Consider the following 16,362-nt stretch of genomic DNA (forward strand, 5'->3'; position numbering starts at 1 on the left):
ACGGGAAACGGCGCTGTGTTCAGCCAAGGGGTGCGAGGCTGGCGCCACTGCGCAGCATCTCGATCACCTCGCGCCAGATCTGCGGTGTCTCGCCGGGATCGCTCAGATCCGGCTCGGCCGATGTCGATTTGGCAGCTGTCACGGGCTGTGCGGTGGCGGTTACGCGGGCGGTGGGCAGCATCGGGAAGGTCACCAGCGACACCTCCCAGAGGTCGAGTTCCGCCAGGCAACGCCCGCCGCCTTTGCGCGCGGTGGCGCGGCGGGTGCGATAGCCGATCGAGAGACCATCCAGCGCGCCGGCACCAATCAGCGCTGCCGCCTCCGCCCCCTTCTGGGTGCGGGTCAGGATACGGCCCGTGACATGCAGGCCGCGGGCATCCTCGCGGACCGCATCCCAGACGCCGATCGGCTGTGCCGGGTCGTGCTGCCAGAGCATTTTCACGGCAATCCCGGCCTTGGACAGACGGTCCAGTGACGCCTGATAGGCGCCGGGTTGCACCAGATCACCGCCGCCATCGACGCAGCCGAACAAGCTGGCGTAGCCGCTGATCACGACCATGTCGTCGGCCTCATCCCCGACGGTCAGATCCTCGCCGAAGCGCGCGAATTTATGTTCCAGATGCTCATCATGTCGCATCATCTTCCCCTTATATCTCATTGAATTCATGTGAGTTACTGGACCACCAGAAAGGACTGGAACGCCTGTGCCAGAATGACCGCAGCAACACCGTAGACAGTGAGCCAGAGCCGTTTTTCCATCCGCTCCATCATCATCTCCAGCCGGTCGAGCCGACGGTTCATCGCCTCCTGCTGGATTTCAGCGATGCGTTCATGGGCGGAGAGCCGCAGCCCCGGAGAGCATTCAAACGGCGGGATCGGGATCTCAGTCATCGCGGTCCCCTTCCTCTTGTGGCGGCAGGCCCAGAAGGTGGCGTTTCTCTGCCACGGTCAGGAAATCGGCGCTGGCCACACGGCGCCACTGCGCCTCGCGTTCGGAGGCCAATGCAGACACCTGATCAAGGTCGGGCTTCAGGGTGACCGCAGCGCCCTGATAGCGCGACAGCCAGTCCGACAGGCTTGCCGCCACGCGGGTCACCAGCGGCAGGACGGTCAGGCGATAAAAGGCGCGATTGGCCTCTTGGTAATTGGCGTAGGTGGCATCGCCCGGCAGTCCCAGCAGCATCGGTGGCACCCCAAGCGCGAGCGCAATTTCGCGGGCGGCGGCGTCTTTGGTCTGGTGAAACTCCATATCCGACGGCGAGAAACCCATCGGTTTCCAATCCAGCCCGCCTTCCAGCACCATCGGACGACCAGCGTTGCGCGCGCCCTGAAAATTCATTTCTATTTCGTCACTTAGGCGGCGAAACTGATCCTCCGCCATCAGCCCTTGACCATCGCCGCCGGTCCAGACCAGCGCGCCCGAGGGGCGGGCCGCATTGTCCAAAAGCGCCTTCGACCAGCGCGAGGCGGAGGTGTGAACATCCACCGCCATGGCCGCAGCCTGCATCGGGGACAACCCGTAGTGGTCATCCTGCGGATGGAAACTGCGCAGATGGCAAATCGGCGCGCAGGCCAGGGTCACATCAAAACGATGTTTGCGCCCCGACACGCTGTAATCATAGGCCACGGGCCAGCCGTCGCTGCCGGGCACCACAGTCATCCGGTCAGGGCGCAGCACGTGCAATTCAACCGGGAGCGCGGCGCCCGCATCCGGGTCGCAGACCGCCTCGATATAAGCGTTGCCGGAGAGCAGGAGGTGACCAAACAGCGCCTCCAGCAGCTCGGCACGGCCCTGGGCGGCATTGGGTCGGGCCAGCAGCGTCAGCAGCGGGTGGCTGTCGTAGCGCTGTGTGCCATCCTGCAACACCAGCGGCAGCGCGGCGGCGGCCTCGATGATCATCTTGACCGCGCGGTAGCCCACCGGATTGCCAGCAAAGCCGCTGCGGGTCAGTGAGCTGCTGTCGCGCGGGCTCCAGCCTGTGCCACCGGTGCTGCCATGCCAGGCCACCACACGGGCGGCGGCGCTTGTCTTGGTTTCGACGGGCTGTTGCTTGCGCCGCAGGAGGTCAAAGACCATGGGCCACTCCTTTGCTTGAACTTGCGGGACCGGGCAAATCCTGCCCCCTGTTTGCTGCAATCCTTTATGACGGCTGGAATTGAATAAGATTTGAGCGAGGCGCGCGCAGGGCACGCAACACCCGCACCAAAAGATTGTAATAAAACGAAAAACGCCCGCATCACTGCGGGCGTTTCTGAGGCTGTCGGCCGAGGTGTGATCAGCTCACAACATGCGGGCGCGGGGCATTCGGTGGCTGTTGGCCGGGGTCAGGATCAGCTCCTGCACCGCCCAGACCAGCGCATCCAGCCGGTCGGGAGAGCCCTGCCCCAGATAGCCGCGCGGGGTCATCTGGCAGAGCTGATCCTCCAGCGCGCCCAAGGCCGGCAGGTGGCGCACACGCCCCTGCTCGTAAAGTGCGGCGACCGGTTCGGCCCGTCCGCCCTTGCCCCGGCTGGCGTGCAGCGCGGTGAAGGGCACCAACGGATCAATCTGGCGCAGCAGACTTTCGACCAGCGCGCCGCCCTGATTGACCTCCGCCACCACCCGGTCGGCGCCGTAGCGGTCGCGGGCATCAATGGCAGCCTGCGCCCAAGTGAGCGGGCCGACGCCCTGCACCGTGCAATCGGCCAGCACATAGGCGCACCAGTCCTGTGGCGGGCCCTGCAGGGTTGCGCCCACCACCATGATGCCACAGGCGTCGGAGTGTTTGCCCGCGCTCACCGCCGGGTCCACCGCCACCACCACCCGGTCCAGTGCCGGGGCCTTTGCAATCTGCGCGGCAACCAACCCGGCATTGGACCAAAGCGCGCCCTCGACATCCTGCAACAAGATGCCGTCCAGCTCCTGCCGACCAAGGCGGGACCCGGCGTAGCGATTGCGCACCTCTGCCAGAAAGGAGGCGGCGAGATTGGCGCGGTTGGCCTCCGTTGCGGCATGGGTCTGCACCGTGGAAGGGCTGGCGAGGAGGTCGCGCAGCACGCCCACATTGCGCGGCGTTGTGGTGACACAGACGCGCGGATCGGTGCCAAGGCGCAGGGCAAATTGCAGCATGTCCCAACTGTCCTGCCCGCGTTTCCATTTCGCCAGCTCATCCGCCCAGGCGGCATCGAACTGCGGGCCGCGCAGTGCCTCGGGGTCATGGGCAGAAAACGCCTGTGCGGTGGCCCCGTTGGGCCAGATCAGCCTTCGTTCGGTGGCTTTCCACGTCGGGCGCCGATCGGGGGGCGTGCAGGCAAGGAGGCCGCTGTCGCCCTGTACCATGACATCGCGCACCTGATCATAGGTCTCCCCAAGGAGCGCGATGCGGCGGGCGCGACCAGCGGACAGGGGTGTTGCCCCTTCGGCCAGCGTACGCACCCATTCGGCACCGGCCCGGGTTTTGCCAGCGCCGCGCCCGCCAAGGATGATCCAGCTGCGCCAGTCGCCCGCCGGCGGCAGCTGATGTGGCAGCGCCCAGAGATCAAAGAGATAGGGCATCGCACAGAGGTCATGATCGCTGAGCCGGTCCAGAAACATCGTCTGCGTCGAGGCTGGCGCGCAGGCGAGCCAAGCGGTTTTCGATTTCGCTGCGCGCGGCCTTGATGTCGAGACCGGCTGCGGCCTGATGCTGTTCACTTTGTTCGACAAGGGTTTTCTCCACTTTCTGGCTGTCACGGATCAGGCTTTCCAATTTGGCGATGCGCGGGGTGCTGCTGCCCTCCTCTGCATCGCAGGCAAGACGTTCGAGCATCTGCTCTGCCTCCTGCCGGAGCCGTTCGATGGAGCTGTGGAGTGAGGACAGGAGATCGGCGGTTTTTGCCAGCCGATTTTCCGGTGTATAACTGCTCATGGTTGGGGCCTCATAGTGATGGAACCTCCATCCGCAAAACCACGGATCCAGCCAGATGCGCAGCCCCAGATGAGGCTCCTGCATGGCAGATCAGTCAGTTTTCCAGCTGCCCCGAGAGCATGGCATAAAGCAGCGCAAAAGTCAAAATTCACCACCTGAAGTATCGGGCGCAAACTGCCGAATTTATTAAGGAAATGCCTGATTTCCCTACGATGGAGTTAACGGGTGCGCGCACGAAAAAAGGGACGCCAAAGCGCCCCTTTCCAGGCTTGGTTTATGCTGTTGTTGCGATCAGTTGCTGTTGCGCTCGGCTTCGATCTCGCGCCATTTGGCAACATTGCGGTTGTGCTCTTCCAGAGTGACGGCAAAGGCATGACCGCCAGTCCCATCCGCAACAAAGAACAGGTAATCTCCCTGATCGGGATCCACCGCAGCCTCAAGGCTGGCCATCCCGGGATTGGCGATCGGGGTCGGCGGCAACCCTTCGATCACATAGGTGTTCCAGGGGGTGGCCCGGCGTAGCTCGCTCTGGCGCAGCCCACGGCCCAGCACGCCCTCACCCTTGGTCACGCCATAGATCACCGTCGGGTCCGTCTGCAGCCGCATGCCGCGATTGAGACGGTTGGTGAAGACCGAAGCCACCTGACGGCGTTCTTCGGCGACGCCGGTTTCCTTCTCGATGATCGAGGCAAGGATCAGCATCTCCTCCGGGCTGGTGACCGCCGCGCGGTCCGAGCGGCTCTCCCAGGCGGCATTGATGCGCAGCACCTGACGTTCCTGCATCTCGGCCAGGATCTCAGCGCGATTGTCACCGGGGGAGACCTCGTAGCTGTCGGGTGCCAGCATCCCTTCCGCAGGGCGATCGCCTGGCTCGCCTTCAAGGATATCCATCGCCTTCAGCGATTCCACCACCTGCCAGCTGGTGACCCCTTCCGCCAACGCAATGCGGTAGCGGGTGTCGGCGTCGGCTTTCTTCTCATCGTAGACGGCAGGCACCTCATCGACGCCGGGCACAAATTCCGCGCGCTCAACAAAGCGGTTGGTGGCCGGATCCAGTTCGCGCACCTCTGCCAGCACGCGGGTGACGCCCACGCGATAGACGATCTCCGTGCCGCAGCTGCTGGCGCCGCCACGGGTGATCTGGTCCACGATGGCCTCCATCGAAGCGCCGGCTGGCACCAGATAGCTACCGGCCTTCAGCTCACCGGTTTTCTCGGCGTAACGCACCCCAACCCGAAACAGCGGGCCAGAATTGATGGCACCCTGGGTTTCCAGATCACGGCTGACCCGCGACATGTTGGAGCCAGACGGCACCCGCAGGCAGATTGCGCTCTCCAGCGGACCTTCCGAGGTATATTGCGACTGCCCCCAGAGGATGACGCCGCCCAGAAGGAACAGCATCACCACCAGGACCGTCAGCATATTAGAGGCGAGGCTGCGCCACATCACTCAGGCTTTCCGAACAGGACCGACGCATTGGTGCCGCCAAAGCCGAAGGAATTGGACAGCGCCACGTTGATCTCGCGCTCACGCTTGGCATTGGGGGCCAGGTCAACGGCGGTTTCCACTGCGGGAGTGTCCAGGTTGATGGTGGGCGGCGCCACCTGATCCCGGATCGCCAGAATGGAGAAGATCGCCTCAATCGCGCCAGCCGCGCCCAACAGGTGGCCGGTGGCGGATTTGGTGGAGGACATGGTGACCTTGCCTGCGGCATCGCCCATCATCCGCTCAACCGCGCCCAATTCGATGGTGTCAGCCATCGTGGAGGTGCCATGAGCGTTGATATAGTCGATGTCCTTCGGCTCAAGCCCGGCATTGGCCAGCGCCGCCCGCATGGAACGTTCGCCGCCTTCTCCGTCCTCAGACGGTGCGGTGATGTGGTAGGCATCGCCAGAGAGACCGTAGCCCAGCACCTCGGCGTAGATCTTCGCACCACGGGCCTTGGCGTGCTCATAGTCTTCCAGCACGACGATGCCCGCACCCTCACCCATGACAAAGCCATCACGGTCGGCGTCATAGGGGCGCGAGGCCGCTTTGGGGTCATCGGCGCGTTTGGTCGACAGCGCCTTGCAGGCATTGAAGCCCGCGATGCCAATCTCACAGATCGCCGCCTCGGCGCCGCCTGCGATCATCACATCAGCGTCGCCGGATTTGATCAGACGGGCCGCGTCGCCAATGGCATGGGCACCGGTCGAACAGGCGGTCACAACGGAGTGGTTCGGCCCCTTGAAGCCAAAGCGGATGGAGACCTGACCGGAAATCAGGTTGATCAGCGCGCCAGGAATAAAGAAGGGCGAGACCCGGCGGGGGCCTTTCTCCTTGATCATCACGGCGGTGTCCGCGATCGAGCTGAGCCCCCCGATACCGGAGCCGATCATCACACCGGTGCGCAGGCGGCTTGCCTCATCCTCGGGCGTCCAGCCTGCATCGCGCACGGCCATATCCGCGGCGGCAATACCGTAGAGGATGAAGTCGTCAATCTTCTTCTGGTCTTTCTTCACCACCCAGTCATCGGGGTTGAAGCTGCCCTCGGAGCCATCGCCGCGCGGCACTTCGCAGGCATATGTGGTGGCGACACCGCTTTCGACCGCATCAAAATGCGTGATCGGACCCGCGCCGGACTGCCCGTCCAGCAACCGTGACCAGCTTTCTTCGACGCCGCTGGCCAGCGGTGTGACCAGGCCCAGTCCGGTAACTACTACTCGACGCATTTCTTGCCCTCCTTTGCCTCGGCAATTTGTCACCAAATAGCTTGGATTGGCGCAAAGGTGCAAGAGCCGGAACAGTCGGGCGGTTTTACGCTATTTTAATGACATCCTTAGATTGCAATTAACCTCGCGAAGGTATCCCTAGGGTGTTTCGTGGCGCGGCTCACCGGGGGATCCCGGCTCAACGGCACCTGCGAAGCGACATGTGGCGCCTGCCTAGACAGGGCGCAAAATCAGGATCTACGGCTCTGGGGCAAGGCGTAAATGGTGCAAATACAGTTGTTATTGGGACGCCCCGCGTCATCGGACCCAGATTTGCGAAGGGGTCGGCGACCGGCACACCGCCGCCCTTCGCGCATGTGGGGCATGGGGCTGTTCGCCCTTTTGTTTATCACCGGTTTGTTTCTGGGCGCCGAACCGCTGGCGGCGCGGGAATGCCGGGTGTTCAACAAATTGATGACCCTGACCCTCGCCAGCGAGGACATGCTGGGATATCTGCGCACCGGCCGCAATTCGCGCGCCGTTCAGGAGCTGGAGCGGTTTTTATCCAATACCTCCAAGACGGAGCTGCAGCGTGGAATGCAGCGCGAGAACCTGCGTGAACTGTCCAAAGCCACCAACAATCTGATCGCCCAGCAGCGCAGCCTGTTGCGGGTTCTGTCGATCAAGGATCGGCGCACGGCGGAACGGACGTCGGTCAAGCTGTTCGCCCGCGAAACCCTGGATGCCTATCGCCGGGATTTGTCGAGGATGCCCTGTTATCGCGCCCATAAGAAGGATCTGAGCGCTGGCGGCATCGGTTCCCTGCCCGCCCTTGGCCATATTTCCAGCACCACAGCCGCAATCGGGTCGCTTGGGCTGGTAGCCTTCGGGGCCCTGTGTTTCATTCTGTTTGAGCGGCGCGTGGCCACTTTGAAGCGGCGGCGCAAACGCCATACCTGCAATCTGGACTGCCTGTTGCTGCACGCAGAGGAGGAAGCGGAGGCCACGCTTCTGGATATCAGCCAAGAAGGGGCCAAGATCAAATCCGATTTCATCTGTGCGGTCGGCGATGTGATCTCGCTGGACCTGCCCGAGGATGCGCCACAGGTCGAGCTGTCAGGCCGGGTCCAGTGGTGCAACGCCAATTATTTCGGCATTCAGTTTAAGGAAAGGTTGCCTCGGGATGTGGTGAAAAAACTGGCAGGGTTCCGCCGGGCGCCGTCGCGGGCCACGCGTGGTTTCGCGCGCGGCGACACGCCGCCCGACCTGGAACCACAGAGCGCCGTTTCCGGCTAGTTCTCCGCCCCCTAACCTGGAATCCTGCCCTAGCGCCCTATCCCTGACACTCTGCCCTGACGCCCTGCCCCGGACCATCACACCGTGCCTGACGCGCTGGTTGCGCCAGCCCCGAAGTAACACCACACGTGATGAAAGGCTGCGCAGTCGCCTGCGCAGCCTCCCTTAGGGTCGGTCGTGTGGTCCGACCCGATACCGGCGCTAGCCCCGGTCGATGCTTGCTCAAGCTTGCTCCGTCCCGGCCCGGCCCTGTCTGGGTCTCGGCCCGATCCTCGCTCAGCTCGGATCAGATCAGCGGAACTCAGCCACGGGTTCACGGCTGGGGGCGGCCTCTTCCAATGCCTCTGTCAGGGTCAGTGTCTTGCGGAACAGCGCCCGCCCGACCAGCGTCCCGGAGACCGAGCCAATGTATTTCAGCCGCGCCACATCGTCCGCAGTGCGCACCACGCCGCTGGCGATCACCGGCGTGCGGGCCTTCTCCGCCAGCCCGGCGATCAGCCCCAGTTGCGCCTCAACATCGCTCATATCACTTTCGATGTCGGTGATGATGATCCCCGCAAAGGGACAATCGGCAAAGGCTTCGATAAAGGCTTCGGGCGTGAACGACCCGGCCTGACGCCAGCCATCGGTCATCACCTGACCTTCCCAGACATCCACCGCCAGCACGATCTGATCGGGATAGAGACGGGTCAACATGCGCACCATCTCAGGATCCTGCGCGGCCAGAGTACCAACCACAACGCGGCCTGCGCCCTTGTCGATCCAATGTTCAACATGTTCGCGGCTGCGCATGCCACCGCCCAGCTGCACGGGAATGCCCGCCGTGCGGATGATTTCCTCCACCAGCTCAGCATTCCGGTTGTCGCCTTCAATGGCATCAAAATCCGTCAGATGCATCCATTCGGCACCATCGGCCGCAAAGCTGCAAGCGGTGGCCACCGGGTCCACATGCCAGATCATGGCGGTATCAAGCCGCCCCTTGTCCAGCGTCACGCAGCGCCCGTCCTTCAGCTCCATCGTGGGGTAGATCATCATCGCTATGCCCTCCTGTCGTCGGCAGTTTCGCCAAGGCTAGCACGGAGATCGATCACCCCTAAGGAGAAAACCCGACCTCGCATGGGTCGGAAACGGCCACAAACGCAAAACGGCGCCTTCCTGCCCGGAAAGCGCCGTCTGTGATCGTCACCGATTGGGTGGGATCAGGAAGCTTCGCTGATGAACTTCACCGCATCGCCAAAAGTCTGGATGGTCTCGGCTGCGTCATCGGGGATCTCGATGCCGAATTCTTCTTCGAAGGCCATGACCAGCTCAACGGTGTCCAGGCTGTCGGCGCCCAGATCATCGATGAACGACGCGTTCTCGGTCACTTTGTCTTCTTCAACACCCAGGTGTTCCACAACGATCTTTTTTACGCGGTCTGCGACGTCGCTCATGTCAATTCCTCATCTTTTCAGGCATTCGCCCGGTTTGTCAGGCCTTCGCCCGGTTCTGCCCTTGCCCGCTCGGGGCGGCGTGGTTGTGCCCGATGCGGGCGATCATGTCCCGCATAGCGGAACGTGCCCCTGCCGGTCCGGCATGGACCCGCAGATGGCGAATATGCGCCGCCTATAACACAGACCGACGCAGAGGCAAACGATTTCGCAGCATCCCTGCGACCGTCGACCAGAAGCCTGCTACCTGAGGCTCAGGCAACAGGGTGAGCATTTGGCCACAGGCGGCGGCACATGCAAGACTTGTATACGATATTTTTCATCCCATACCGACCATAGGCGCGATTTTTGCATTATCTTTCAGCGGGTTTCAGCCATATTTACCAGCTGCCAAAGCGGCGTTTTGCCCGCATTCACGCCACACCCGGACGCAGATCCACCGCAAAATACGCCGATCCCTCCCGCAAATCATCGTTGAGACCGCGCGCGATCAACTCCCCCCTGAGGCATCCGCATCACAGATAGGTCGGGCTGCGGCGGGCATGGCACACAAAAGCCCCGCCGCCGGAGGACCCGGAGACGGGGCCATTGATAGTGCGAGCGATAGAGCCAGTGACCCAGCCAGTAACGCGGGCCTCTGGTGCCTCATCCAAAGAGCTATCAGCCCCGGATCAGAGCATCGCCATACCGCCGTTCACATGCAACGTGGTGCCGGTGACGTAGCCGGCCTCAGCGCTGGACAGATAGAGCACGGCTGAGGCGATTTCCTCAGGGTTGCCCATGCGTCCGCTGGGGATCTGGGTCAGGATCGCGTCTTTCTGGGCGTCGTTCAGCTTCTCGGTCATGGCGGTCGCGATAAAGCCGGGAGCCACCGCATTCACGGTGATGCCACGGTTGGCGACCTCATAGGCCAGCGATTTCGACATGCCAACCATGCCCGCCTTTGCGGCCGCATAGTTGCCCTGACCTGGATTGCCGGTGGCCCCTACGATGGAGGAAATGTTGATGATCCGGCCCCAGCGTGCCTTCATCATGCCACGCAGAACGCCGCGACACAGGCGCATGGTGGAGGTGAGGTTCACCTCAAGCACGCTCTGCCATTCCTCATCCTTCATCCGCATGAAGAGGTTGTCGCGGGTGATGCCGGCGTTGTTGACCAGAATATCGACCGACCCCATCGCCGCGATGGCCTGTTTCGGCAGTGCCTCAACCGCCTCCCCATCGGAGAGGTTACACGGCAGCACATGGGCGCGCTCCCCCAGTTCGGCGGCGAGCTCCTGCAAGGGGGCTTCGCGGGTGCCAGAGAGGCCAACCGTGGCGCCAGCGGCATGCAGCGCGCGGGCGATATCACCACCGATGCCGCCGGACGCGCCGGTGATGAGGGCAGATTTGCCAGTCAGATCAAACATATGGTTTCCTTTGTCGCATCCCCGGCCCGCGGTCCGCCGTTTTCATTGGAAGAAAACGAGCCGGAATTTTAATGAAATTCCGCGTTCAGCCCGCGGTGATGGCGGCCACATCCTCAGCGGTGCCGACCTGACGGCTGGTCAGGCTGCGGTCGATCTTGCGGATCATGCCGGAGAGCGCCTTGCCTGCGCCGATTTCCCAGAACTCACTCACCCCTTTGGCGGCCATGGTCTGCACGCTTTCGCGCCAGCGCACCGACCCGGTCACCTGTTCGACCAGCAGTTTACGGATCTCATCGGGTTCGTTCACCGCATCGGCACGCACATTGGCGATCAGCGGCACGGCGGGGGATTTAATGGCCACATCTGCCAGCGCCTCGGCCATCACGTCGGCGGCAGGCTGCATCAGCGCACAATGGAACGGTGCCGAGACCGGCAGCATCACCGCCCGTTTGGCGCCTTTTTCCTTCGCTATCTCAGCGGCGCGTTCCACGGCAGCCTTGGCGCCGGAGACCACCACCTGGGTCGGGTCATTGTCATTGGCGGCCTGGCAGACCTCGTCTTGCGCGGCCTCCTCAGCGACGGCACGCACGGCCTCAAGGTCCAGCCCCAGAATGGCGGCCATTGCGCCCTCACCCACTGGCACCGCGCTTTGCATGGCCTGGCCACGGGTGCGCAGGAGCCGCGCCGTATCGGCCACCGAAATCGCGCCAGCTGCGGCCAATGCGGAATATTCACCAAGACTGTGACCGGCAACAAAGGCGGCCTTGTCGATGCTGACACCCTCAGCCTCCAGCGCCCGCATGGCAGCAAGCGACGTGGCCATCAGCGCGGGCTGAGCGTTCTGCGTGAGGGTCAGGGTTTCGATATCCCCCTCCCAGATCAGTTGGCTCAGCGCCTCTCCCAATGCGGCATCCACCTCGTCAAAGACCGCCTTGGCTGCCGGATAGTCCTCGGCCAGCGCCTTGCCCATCCCGATGGTCTGCGCGCCCTGCCCTGGAAACACGAATGCAATTGTCATCTGAGACCTCATCTTCTCTGCCATCTGCGTTGCACCGGGTTTAGACGCAGGTGACGCTGCGTACAAGCACAGCCTTGCGCGGATGCACCAAGCCTGTGCATCAGGTGACAGAGATGCGTGTTGTCTCAGACAGCGGAGGGGATAGGGTAACCCTGTCACTCCCGATGAGAAGGTTTTCCCTGACGTGTCCTCCCCTGCCAGCTCTCCCGTCGCCCGCCACAACACCGCCCTTCACTATGGCAGCGTTGCCAAGGGGTTCCACTGGCTGACCGCCCTGTTGATGCTGGCGGTGTTTCCGCTGGGATATTTCGCCAATGATCTGGCGCATCACATCCAGAGCGCCGATTTCGACGGATCGCAGGCCACGCTAACCCGCGCCGCGCTGCTGTTTTCGCTGCATAAAACACTGGGGCTGGCGCTGTTTCTGACGGCGCTTCTGCGCATTCTCTGGGCGTTGAGCCAGCCCAAGCCGGTGGCACTCCACCCCGAACGACGGGCGGAGACGGTGCTGGCGGAGGTGGTGCATTGGCTGCTGTATGGTGCGCTGGTCGCCGCGCCGCTGACGGGCTGGATCCACCATGCGGCGACCACCGGTTTTGCGCCGATCTGGTGGCCCTTTGGCCAGAGCCTGCCGTTTGTGCCGAAATCGGAGGCGGTGGCTGCGGTGTTTGGCGGGCTGCATTGGCTGTTTGTCTGGACCCTTGCGGTGGCGCTGGGGCTGCATATTGCCGGTGCGCTGAAGCATGAGGTGATCGACCGTGACGCCACCCTGCGCCGGATGCTGCCGGGGCGCGCGCCTAAGGTCAGCGTCAAGACCGAGACGCCCCATGGTGCCCTGCCGTTTCTGATGGCGCTGGTGATCTGGGTTCTGGTGCTGGCGGGTGGCGGGGCCTTCGGACTTTATGCGCCGCATAGCCATGGGCCCGCTGAGACCACTGCCGCCTACGGAGATGATCATACCCAAGAGGTCGCCACAGATGCCGCCCCCGCTGAGGCGCTGCCCGCTGGTGGCTGGGTGGTTGAGGACGGCACTCTCGCCATTGCCATCGTGCAGATGGGCAGCGAGGTGCGCGGCCAGTTCGACCAATGGCAGGCGAGCATCGCGTTTGAGGAGCCAGACGCCCCCGGCCCGGCAGGCACGGTCACCGTCTCCGTGGCAATCCCCTCGCTGATGCTGGGATCGGTCACCGATCAGGCGATGGGTCCGGATTACTTCGATAGTGCCAGCTATCCCACCGCCGAGTTCCGCGCAGAGATCGAGAAGCTGGCGGAGGGCTATGTCGCTGACGGCACCCTGCGCATCCGCGACCAGGAGGTGCCGCTGCGCCTGCCCTTCACCTTGGATCTGAACGGTGACACCGCCGTGATGTCCGGCAGCGCCGAGGTGAACCGGCTGGATTTCAACATCGGGCGCGGCGTAAAGGACGAAGGCTCGCTGGCCTATGCGGTGACCATCGCCGTCGACCTGACCGCCAGCCGCGCGCCCTGAGGGGGCTGTAGCAGGCACACAGCCGATGGATGAGGGATCCACACAGAGTCTTGGTCAACTATGCGAACGAAGCTGCCGTTTAGATTTATATAACTAGGCCAAACAAAAACAAAATCAGCGCTTCTTTATCGGAAACTGTGAACCATACGGCGACCAAAGATAAAGAAACCGAGCGCGCATAGAACCATCGGAACAATCGGGTCGATGATCTCTGCCAGAAATTTCGGAGCCACAAAAAATAGCCCAATGAATACAACGCATAGGACAAAATTGACTAATGGTGATGAGAGTAGTTTTCGCATCGTATGTCGGTTTCGCCCGGCAGGCGCGGCTCCTCAGTTTACGCTTGTGCATTAGCGGCCATAACGCAAGCGCTATTGACGTTCTTGGATTTCGTCAACGGTTTTGCTGTATATGCAAAGCAAGACAGAATGGGCTCACAGCGGACCATCATGCTCCAACGACAAAAAACCGCCACCCCGTCGGGGCAGCGGTTTCAAGTTATTGGGCGGCGGGTCTTGTGATCCCGCCGTTGGGCATCCGGCTTATTCGGCTTTCATCGCCTCAACCGAGATTTTCACATCGACCTCATCGCTGACGAAGGGGGCGAATTTGCCCAGTTCATAGTCGGAGCGCAGCAGCGTGGTGGTCGCGTCGAAACCGGCCCAGGGCTTACCCGCCATCGGGTGATCACCAACCTGGTTCAGTTTGGCATCCAGCACCACGGATTTGGTGACACCGTTCAGGGTCAGATCGCCGGTGATTTCGGCGGTATTCTCGCCAGTCACCTTGATGCCGGTGGAGGTGAAGGTGATCATCTCCTTGTCATCAGCGCCAAAGAAATCCTTCGACATGAAGTGATCAAACCGCCCTTCCCAGCCGGTCAGCATCGATTGTGCGGGCATCGAGACCGAAACGCTGGAGGCTTCGGGGTTTTCCTGATCAAAGGCAATCTCACCCTCGAACCCGGAGAACATGCCATAGGTCGTCGAGAACCCAAGGTGGTTGTAGCTGAACACCACCTGGCTGTGGCTCGCATCCAGATTATAGGCTTCGGGTGCGGCAAAAGCGGTGGTGGCGGCAGCGCCCATCAGGGCGGCAGCGAGAAGAGTGGTTTTCATGATCTTGGCTCCATTGGACCGTGTAACATCGCTTCCCAGTTGAGGATTTTCTCGCCCGAAAGGGAAGCCCGCAAAACCCAACACTATCTGTGTTCAGATGAACAACCAAAGCTGCATCTGTGCAGAGCGGCAGGTTCTCGCGCAGTTGTGATGGATTGCGGCCGGGATTGGACCGGCAGTTGATCGGAGCAGATCGGCGGGGGGCACCGCCTGTCGGGCCGGTTCTGCTGCGGCCGTCAGCTGAGAATGGGCAAGGCGCCATTCAGCTGATCGCGCAGCCGCAGACGGGTGTCGGTGCTGTCAATCGGCAGCTCCATCAGCACGGAGCCATCGCTGTCGAGCACCGAAATGGCATTGGCCGAAAGGCGCACACCGCCAAGGCTGGCGTAGCTGCGGCGCAGGACAACGCGGGGGACACCACTGCGGGATTTGCGCAGGATCCGCAGCTCGCGCCGGACCGGATCGAAACACGCCTCCGGCTGGCTGTCCGGGTGATGCGTGGTCAGCAGGATCAGTCCGACAAAGAGGAAGGCGATGGAAATGCCGATCCGGATCAGCGACATCTGCGGGTCGATCCCGGCGTCGGGCAGCAGCCACAGACCTGTCGACCCAAGCACCATCCCCCCGCCAAGAATACGCAGCAAAATGGAGCGGACCGGCCAATTGGCCTGCACCTGCAGGTTCAAAGGTGTGGCGCGGGCCAGATCCGCCAATCGGCGCGCGGCACGAGATTGCCTGACGTAGGATTGAGTTGAGGCGCCCTGCATGGCGTGACCAAATCGAGCCTGATGCGCAGGCTGAAACCCGATGTCGGATGGTTCGATGATGCTCATCTCTGGTCCCTTCTCACTCTTAGCGCGGTCGGTCTGTCCTGCCTTTTTCTGCGGCGCTTTCTGCGCCTTTGGTCTGGGTCTGGCTGGCCGGTTAACGCTTTGTTAACCAAGATTGACGCCAGCATTGAGGCTGAAATGCGGCGGAGTTGCGGTAAATGCGGGTCGCGCCCATAGGGTTGCCCCGGAGGTTGGTCCTGGGCCTGCCTGCCCTGCCTGTCCTAGCTTCCTGGCTGCCCCGATCACGTGGGCTGGTTCAGGCGGGGCTGGTGGAAACGGCAACCGTTGTCGCTGCTCTGGATCCACCCATAATCTTCTGGCTATCTTCAGCCTTGCATGATTTTGCTAAAATTTGGTTCACATCCGCTGAGCTGGCCCCTCACCGCGTGATTGACCCCGAAAATCCGCACAGACAGGGGCTGCCGGGAAACGGCGCTTGCCCTTTTGGCGGCAGCCTGTATATGGGGGTTTCCTTCCGCGACATTTTCGATCCGCGCAGACTCTCGTGACAGGGCAGCGGAAGGATCAACCGCCCCGTCTATGAAATGCGCCTAGACACAAACTGGAGTTCACATGCCACTCTACGAGCATGTCATGATTGCGCGTCAGGACCTGTCCAACTCGCAAGCTGAAGGCCTCATCGAACATTTCGGTGCTGTTCTGTCCGACAACGGCGGTAGCCTGGTCGACAGCGAGTACTGGGGCGTCAAGACGATGGCCTATAAGATCAACAAAAATCGTAAGGGCCACTACTCCTTCCTGAAGACCGATGCATCCGCAGCGGCGATCCAGGAAATGGAGCGTCTGATGCGCCTGCATGATGACGTGATGCGCGTTCTGACCATCAAGGTTGACGCACATGAAGACGGCCCCTCGGTTCAGATGCAGAAGCGCGATGAGCGCGACTCGCGTCGTGAGCGCCGCTGATCAACGCTTGAGAAAAGGACGCTAAACCATGGCAGCCAAACCGTTTTTCCGTCGTCGTAAAGTATGCCCGTTCTCGGGCGACAATGCGCCGAAAATCGACTACAAAGACACCCGTCTTCTGCAGCGCTATATTTCCGAACGTGGTAAGATTGTGCCCTCGCGCATCACCGCCGTTTCGGCAAAGAAGCAGCGTGAACTGGCCCGTGCTATCAAGCGCGCCCGCTTCCTCGCCCTGCTGCCCTACGCCGTGAAGTAAGGAGATAAG

Annotated in this window: 18 protein-coding genes; 5 read left to right on the plus strand and 13 right to left on the minus strand. The window is 62.2% G+C overall.

Translation table 11 applies throughout. The features are described 5' to 3' along the window. Nucleotides 1–19 precede the first annotated feature (19 nt). From D1820_RS04820 to fabF, 7 genes are all read right to left on the minus strand, one after another. A complete protein-coding gene (locus D1820_RS04820; protein WP_118070035.1) occupies nucleotides 20–637 on the minus strand; it encodes an HK97 family phage prohead protease in 618 nt (205 codons plus the stop codon). 35 nt (nucleotides 638–672) lie between these two features. Continuing rightward, entirely contained in the window at nucleotides 673–891 is a 219-nt protein-coding gene (locus D1820_RS04825) for a hypothetical protein (RefSeq protein ID WP_040169410.1), read from the minus strand. Then, entirely contained in the window at nucleotides 884–2,077 is a 1,194-nt protein-coding gene (locus D1820_RS04830; RefSeq protein ID WP_118068060.1) for a phage portal protein, read from the minus strand. The genes D1820_RS04825 and D1820_RS04830 overlap by 8 nt, the downstream gene beginning before the upstream one ends. 204 nt (nucleotides 2,078–2,281) lie before the next feature. After that, nucleotides 2,282–3,574: a DNA-packaging protein gene (locus D1820_RS04835; protein ID WP_118068061.1), complete on the minus strand. Its 1,293-nt coding sequence runs from the start codon at nucleotides 3,572–3,574 to the stop codon at nucleotides 2,282–2,284. Then, nucleotides 3,546–3,887, minus strand: a complete 342-nt coding sequence (locus tag D1820_RS04840; RefSeq protein ID WP_118070037.1) for a recombinase — start codon at nucleotides 3,885–3,887, stop codon at nucleotides 3,546–3,548. Before D1820_RS04840 ends, D1820_RS04835 begins: the two co-directional genes overlap by 29 nt. A 291-nt stretch (nucleotides 3,888–4,178) precedes the next feature. Continuing rightward, complete coding sequence (gene mltG, locus D1820_RS04845; protein WP_096706488.1) at nucleotides 4,179–5,333, minus strand: endolytic transglycosylase MltG; 1,155 nt, start codon at nucleotides 5,331–5,333, stop codon at nucleotides 4,179–4,181. Further along, a complete protein-coding gene (fabF, locus tag D1820_RS04850) occupies nucleotides 5,333–6,598 on the minus strand; it encodes a beta-ketoacyl-ACP synthase II (protein WP_040169421.1) in 1,266 nt (421 codons plus the stop codon). The genes mltG and fabF overlap by 1 nt, the downstream gene beginning before the upstream one ends. 363 nt (nucleotides 6,599–6,961) lie before the next feature. Here fabF and D1820_RS04855 point away from each other — a divergent pair, with 363 nt between their 5' ends. Then, nucleotides 6,962–7,873, plus strand: a complete 912-nt coding sequence (locus D1820_RS04855; protein ID WP_254683356.1) for a PilZ domain-containing protein — start codon at nucleotides 6,962–6,964, stop codon at nucleotides 7,871–7,873. A 291-nt stretch (nucleotides 7,874–8,164) separates the two neighbouring features. Here the strand turns inward: D1820_RS04855 and D1820_RS04860 are convergent, their stop codons facing one another. The 4 genes from D1820_RS04860 to fabD form a co-directional block, all read right to left on the minus strand. Then, nucleotides 8,165–8,908 (minus strand): HisA/HisF-related TIM barrel protein, encoded by a 744-nt coding sequence (locus D1820_RS04860; protein WP_096871438.1) that lies wholly within the window; start codon nucleotides 8,906–8,908, stop codon nucleotides 8,165–8,167. Between the two features lie 164 nt (nucleotides 8,909–9,072). Next, entirely contained in the window at nucleotides 9,073–9,306 is a 234-nt protein-coding gene (locus D1820_RS04865; protein WP_005982462.1) for an acyl carrier protein, read from the minus strand. A gap of 668 nt (nucleotides 9,307–9,974) precedes the next feature. Then, nucleotides 9,975–10,712 carry a 3-oxoacyl-[acyl-carrier-protein] reductase gene (gene fabG / locus D1820_RS04870; protein WP_118068063.1) on the minus strand — a complete coding sequence of 246 codons (738 nt, stop codon included), beginning with the start codon at nucleotides 10,710–10,712 and terminating at the stop codon, nucleotides 9,975–9,977. An 85-nt stretch (nucleotides 10,713–10,797) separates the two neighbouring features. Continuing rightward, complete coding sequence (fabD, locus tag D1820_RS04875) at nucleotides 10,798–11,730, minus strand: ACP S-malonyltransferase (RefSeq protein WP_118068064.1); 933 nt, start codon at nucleotides 11,728–11,730, stop codon at nucleotides 10,798–10,800. Nucleotides 11,731–11,914: 184 nt separating this feature from the next. Here fabD and D1820_RS04880 point away from each other — a divergent pair, with 184 nt between their 5' ends. Further along, nucleotides 11,915–13,219: a cytochrome b/b6 domain-containing protein gene (locus D1820_RS04880; RefSeq protein WP_118068065.1), complete on the plus strand. Its 1,305-nt coding sequence runs from the start codon at nucleotides 11,915–11,917 to the stop codon at nucleotides 13,217–13,219. A gap of 545 nt (nucleotides 13,220–13,764) precedes the next feature. Here the strand turns inward: D1820_RS04880 and D1820_RS04885 are convergent. Together D1820_RS04885 and D1820_RS04890 are read right to left on the minus strand one after the other, a co-directional pair. Beyond that, nucleotides 13,765–14,340, minus strand: a complete 576-nt coding sequence (locus tag D1820_RS04885) for a YceI family protein (protein ID WP_102896859.1) — start codon at nucleotides 14,338–14,340, stop codon at nucleotides 13,765–13,767. A gap of 236 nt (nucleotides 14,341–14,576) precedes the next feature. After that, the gene (locus D1820_RS04890; RefSeq protein WP_118068066.1) at nucleotides 14,577–15,173 is read right to left on the minus strand and encodes a hypothetical protein; all 597 of its coding nucleotides are present in this window, start codon (nucleotides 15,171–15,173) and stop codon (nucleotides 14,577–14,579) included. Nucleotides 15,174–15,439: 266 nt separating this feature from the next. Here D1820_RS04890 and D1820_RS19070 point away from each other — a divergent pair, with 266 nt between their 5' ends. The 3 genes from D1820_RS19070 to rpsR all read left to right on the plus strand — a co-directional run bounded on the left by D1820_RS19070 (nucleotide 15,440) and on the right by rpsR (nucleotide 16,353). Continuing rightward, entirely contained in the window at nucleotides 15,440–15,679 is a 240-nt protein-coding gene (locus D1820_RS19070) for a hypothetical protein (RefSeq protein WP_162894070.1), read from the plus strand. 64 nt (nucleotides 15,680–15,743) lie between these two features. Further along, a complete protein-coding gene (rpsF, locus tag D1820_RS04895; RefSeq protein WP_014874885.1) occupies nucleotides 15,744–16,097 on the plus strand; it encodes a 30S ribosomal protein S6 in 354 nt (117 codons plus the stop codon). 28 nt (nucleotides 16,098–16,125) lie between these two features. Continuing rightward, on the plus strand, nucleotides 16,126–16,353 hold the full coding sequence (gene rpsR / locus D1820_RS04900; protein ID WP_005982441.1) for a 30S ribosomal protein S18: 228 nt from the start codon (nucleotides 16,126–16,128) through the stop codon (nucleotides 16,351–16,353). Nucleotides 16,354–16,362: the final 9 nt, after the last annotated feature.

It is taken from the genome of Phaeobacter sp. LSS9 (assembly GCF_003443595.1).
Taxonomy (GTDB): Bacteria; Pseudomonadota; Alphaproteobacteria; order Rhodobacterales; family Rhodobacteraceae; genus Phaeobacter; species Phaeobacter piscinae.

Bases quoted from the DNA above. Each gene is read 5' to 3' on its own strand.
- D1820_RS04820 (WP_118070035.1), bottom strand. From the start codon at position 637: ATGCGACATGATGAGCATCTGGAACATAAATTCGCGCGCTTCGGCGAG.
- D1820_RS04825 (WP_040169410.1), bottom strand. From the start codon at position 891: ATGACTGAGATCCCGATCCCGCCGTTTGAATGCTCTCCGGGGCTGCGG.
- D1820_RS04830 (WP_118068060.1), bottom strand. From the start codon at position 2,077: ATGGTCTTTGACCTCCTGCGGCGCAAGCAACAGCCCGTCGAAACCAAG.
- D1820_RS04835 (WP_118068061.1), bottom strand. From the start codon at position 3,574: ATGTTTCTGGACCGGCTCAGCGATCATGACCTCTGTGCGATGCCCTAT.
- D1820_RS04840 (WP_118070037.1), bottom strand. From the start codon at position 3,887: ATGAGCAGTTATACACCGGAAAATCGGCTGGCAAAAACCGCCGATCTC.
- mltG (WP_096706488.1), bottom strand. From the start codon at position 5,333: ATGTGGCGCAGCCTCGCCTCTAATATGCTGACGGTCCTGGTGGTGATG.
- fabF (WP_040169421.1), bottom strand. From the start codon at position 6,598: ATGCGTCGAGTAGTAGTTACCGGACTGGGCCTGGTCACACCGCTGGCC.
- D1820_RS04855 (WP_254683356.1), top strand. From the start codon at position 6,962: ATGGGGCTGTTCGCCCTTTTGTTTATCACCGGTTTGTTTCTGGGCGCC.
- D1820_RS04860 (WP_096871438.1), bottom strand. From the start codon at position 8,908: ATGATGATCTACCCCACGATGGAGCTGAAGGACGGGCGCTGCGTGACG.
- D1820_RS04865 (WP_005982462.1), bottom strand. From the start codon at position 9,306: ATGAGCGACGTCGCAGACCGCGTAAAAAAGATCGTTGTGGAACACCTG.
- fabG (WP_118068063.1), bottom strand. From the start codon at position 10,712: ATGTTTGATCTGACTGGCAAATCTGCCCTCATCACCGGCGCGTCCGGC.
- fabD (WP_118068064.1), bottom strand. From the start codon at position 11,730: ATGACAATTGCATTCGTGTTTCCAGGGCAGGGCGCGCAGACCATCGGG.
- D1820_RS04885 (WP_102896859.1), bottom strand. From the start codon at position 14,340: ATGAAAACCACTCTTCTCGCTGCCGCCCTGATGGGCGCTGCCGCCACC.
- D1820_RS04890 (WP_118068066.1), bottom strand. From the start codon at position 15,173: ATGAGCATCATCGAACCATCCGACATCGGGTTTCAGCCTGCGCATCAG.
- rpsF (WP_014874885.1), top strand. From the start codon at position 15,744: ATGCCACTCTACGAGCATGTCATGATTGCGCGTCAGGACCTGTCCAAC.
- rpsR (WP_005982441.1), top strand. From the start codon at position 16,126: ATGGCAGCCAAACCGTTTTTCCGTCGTCGTAAAGTATGCCCGTTCTCG.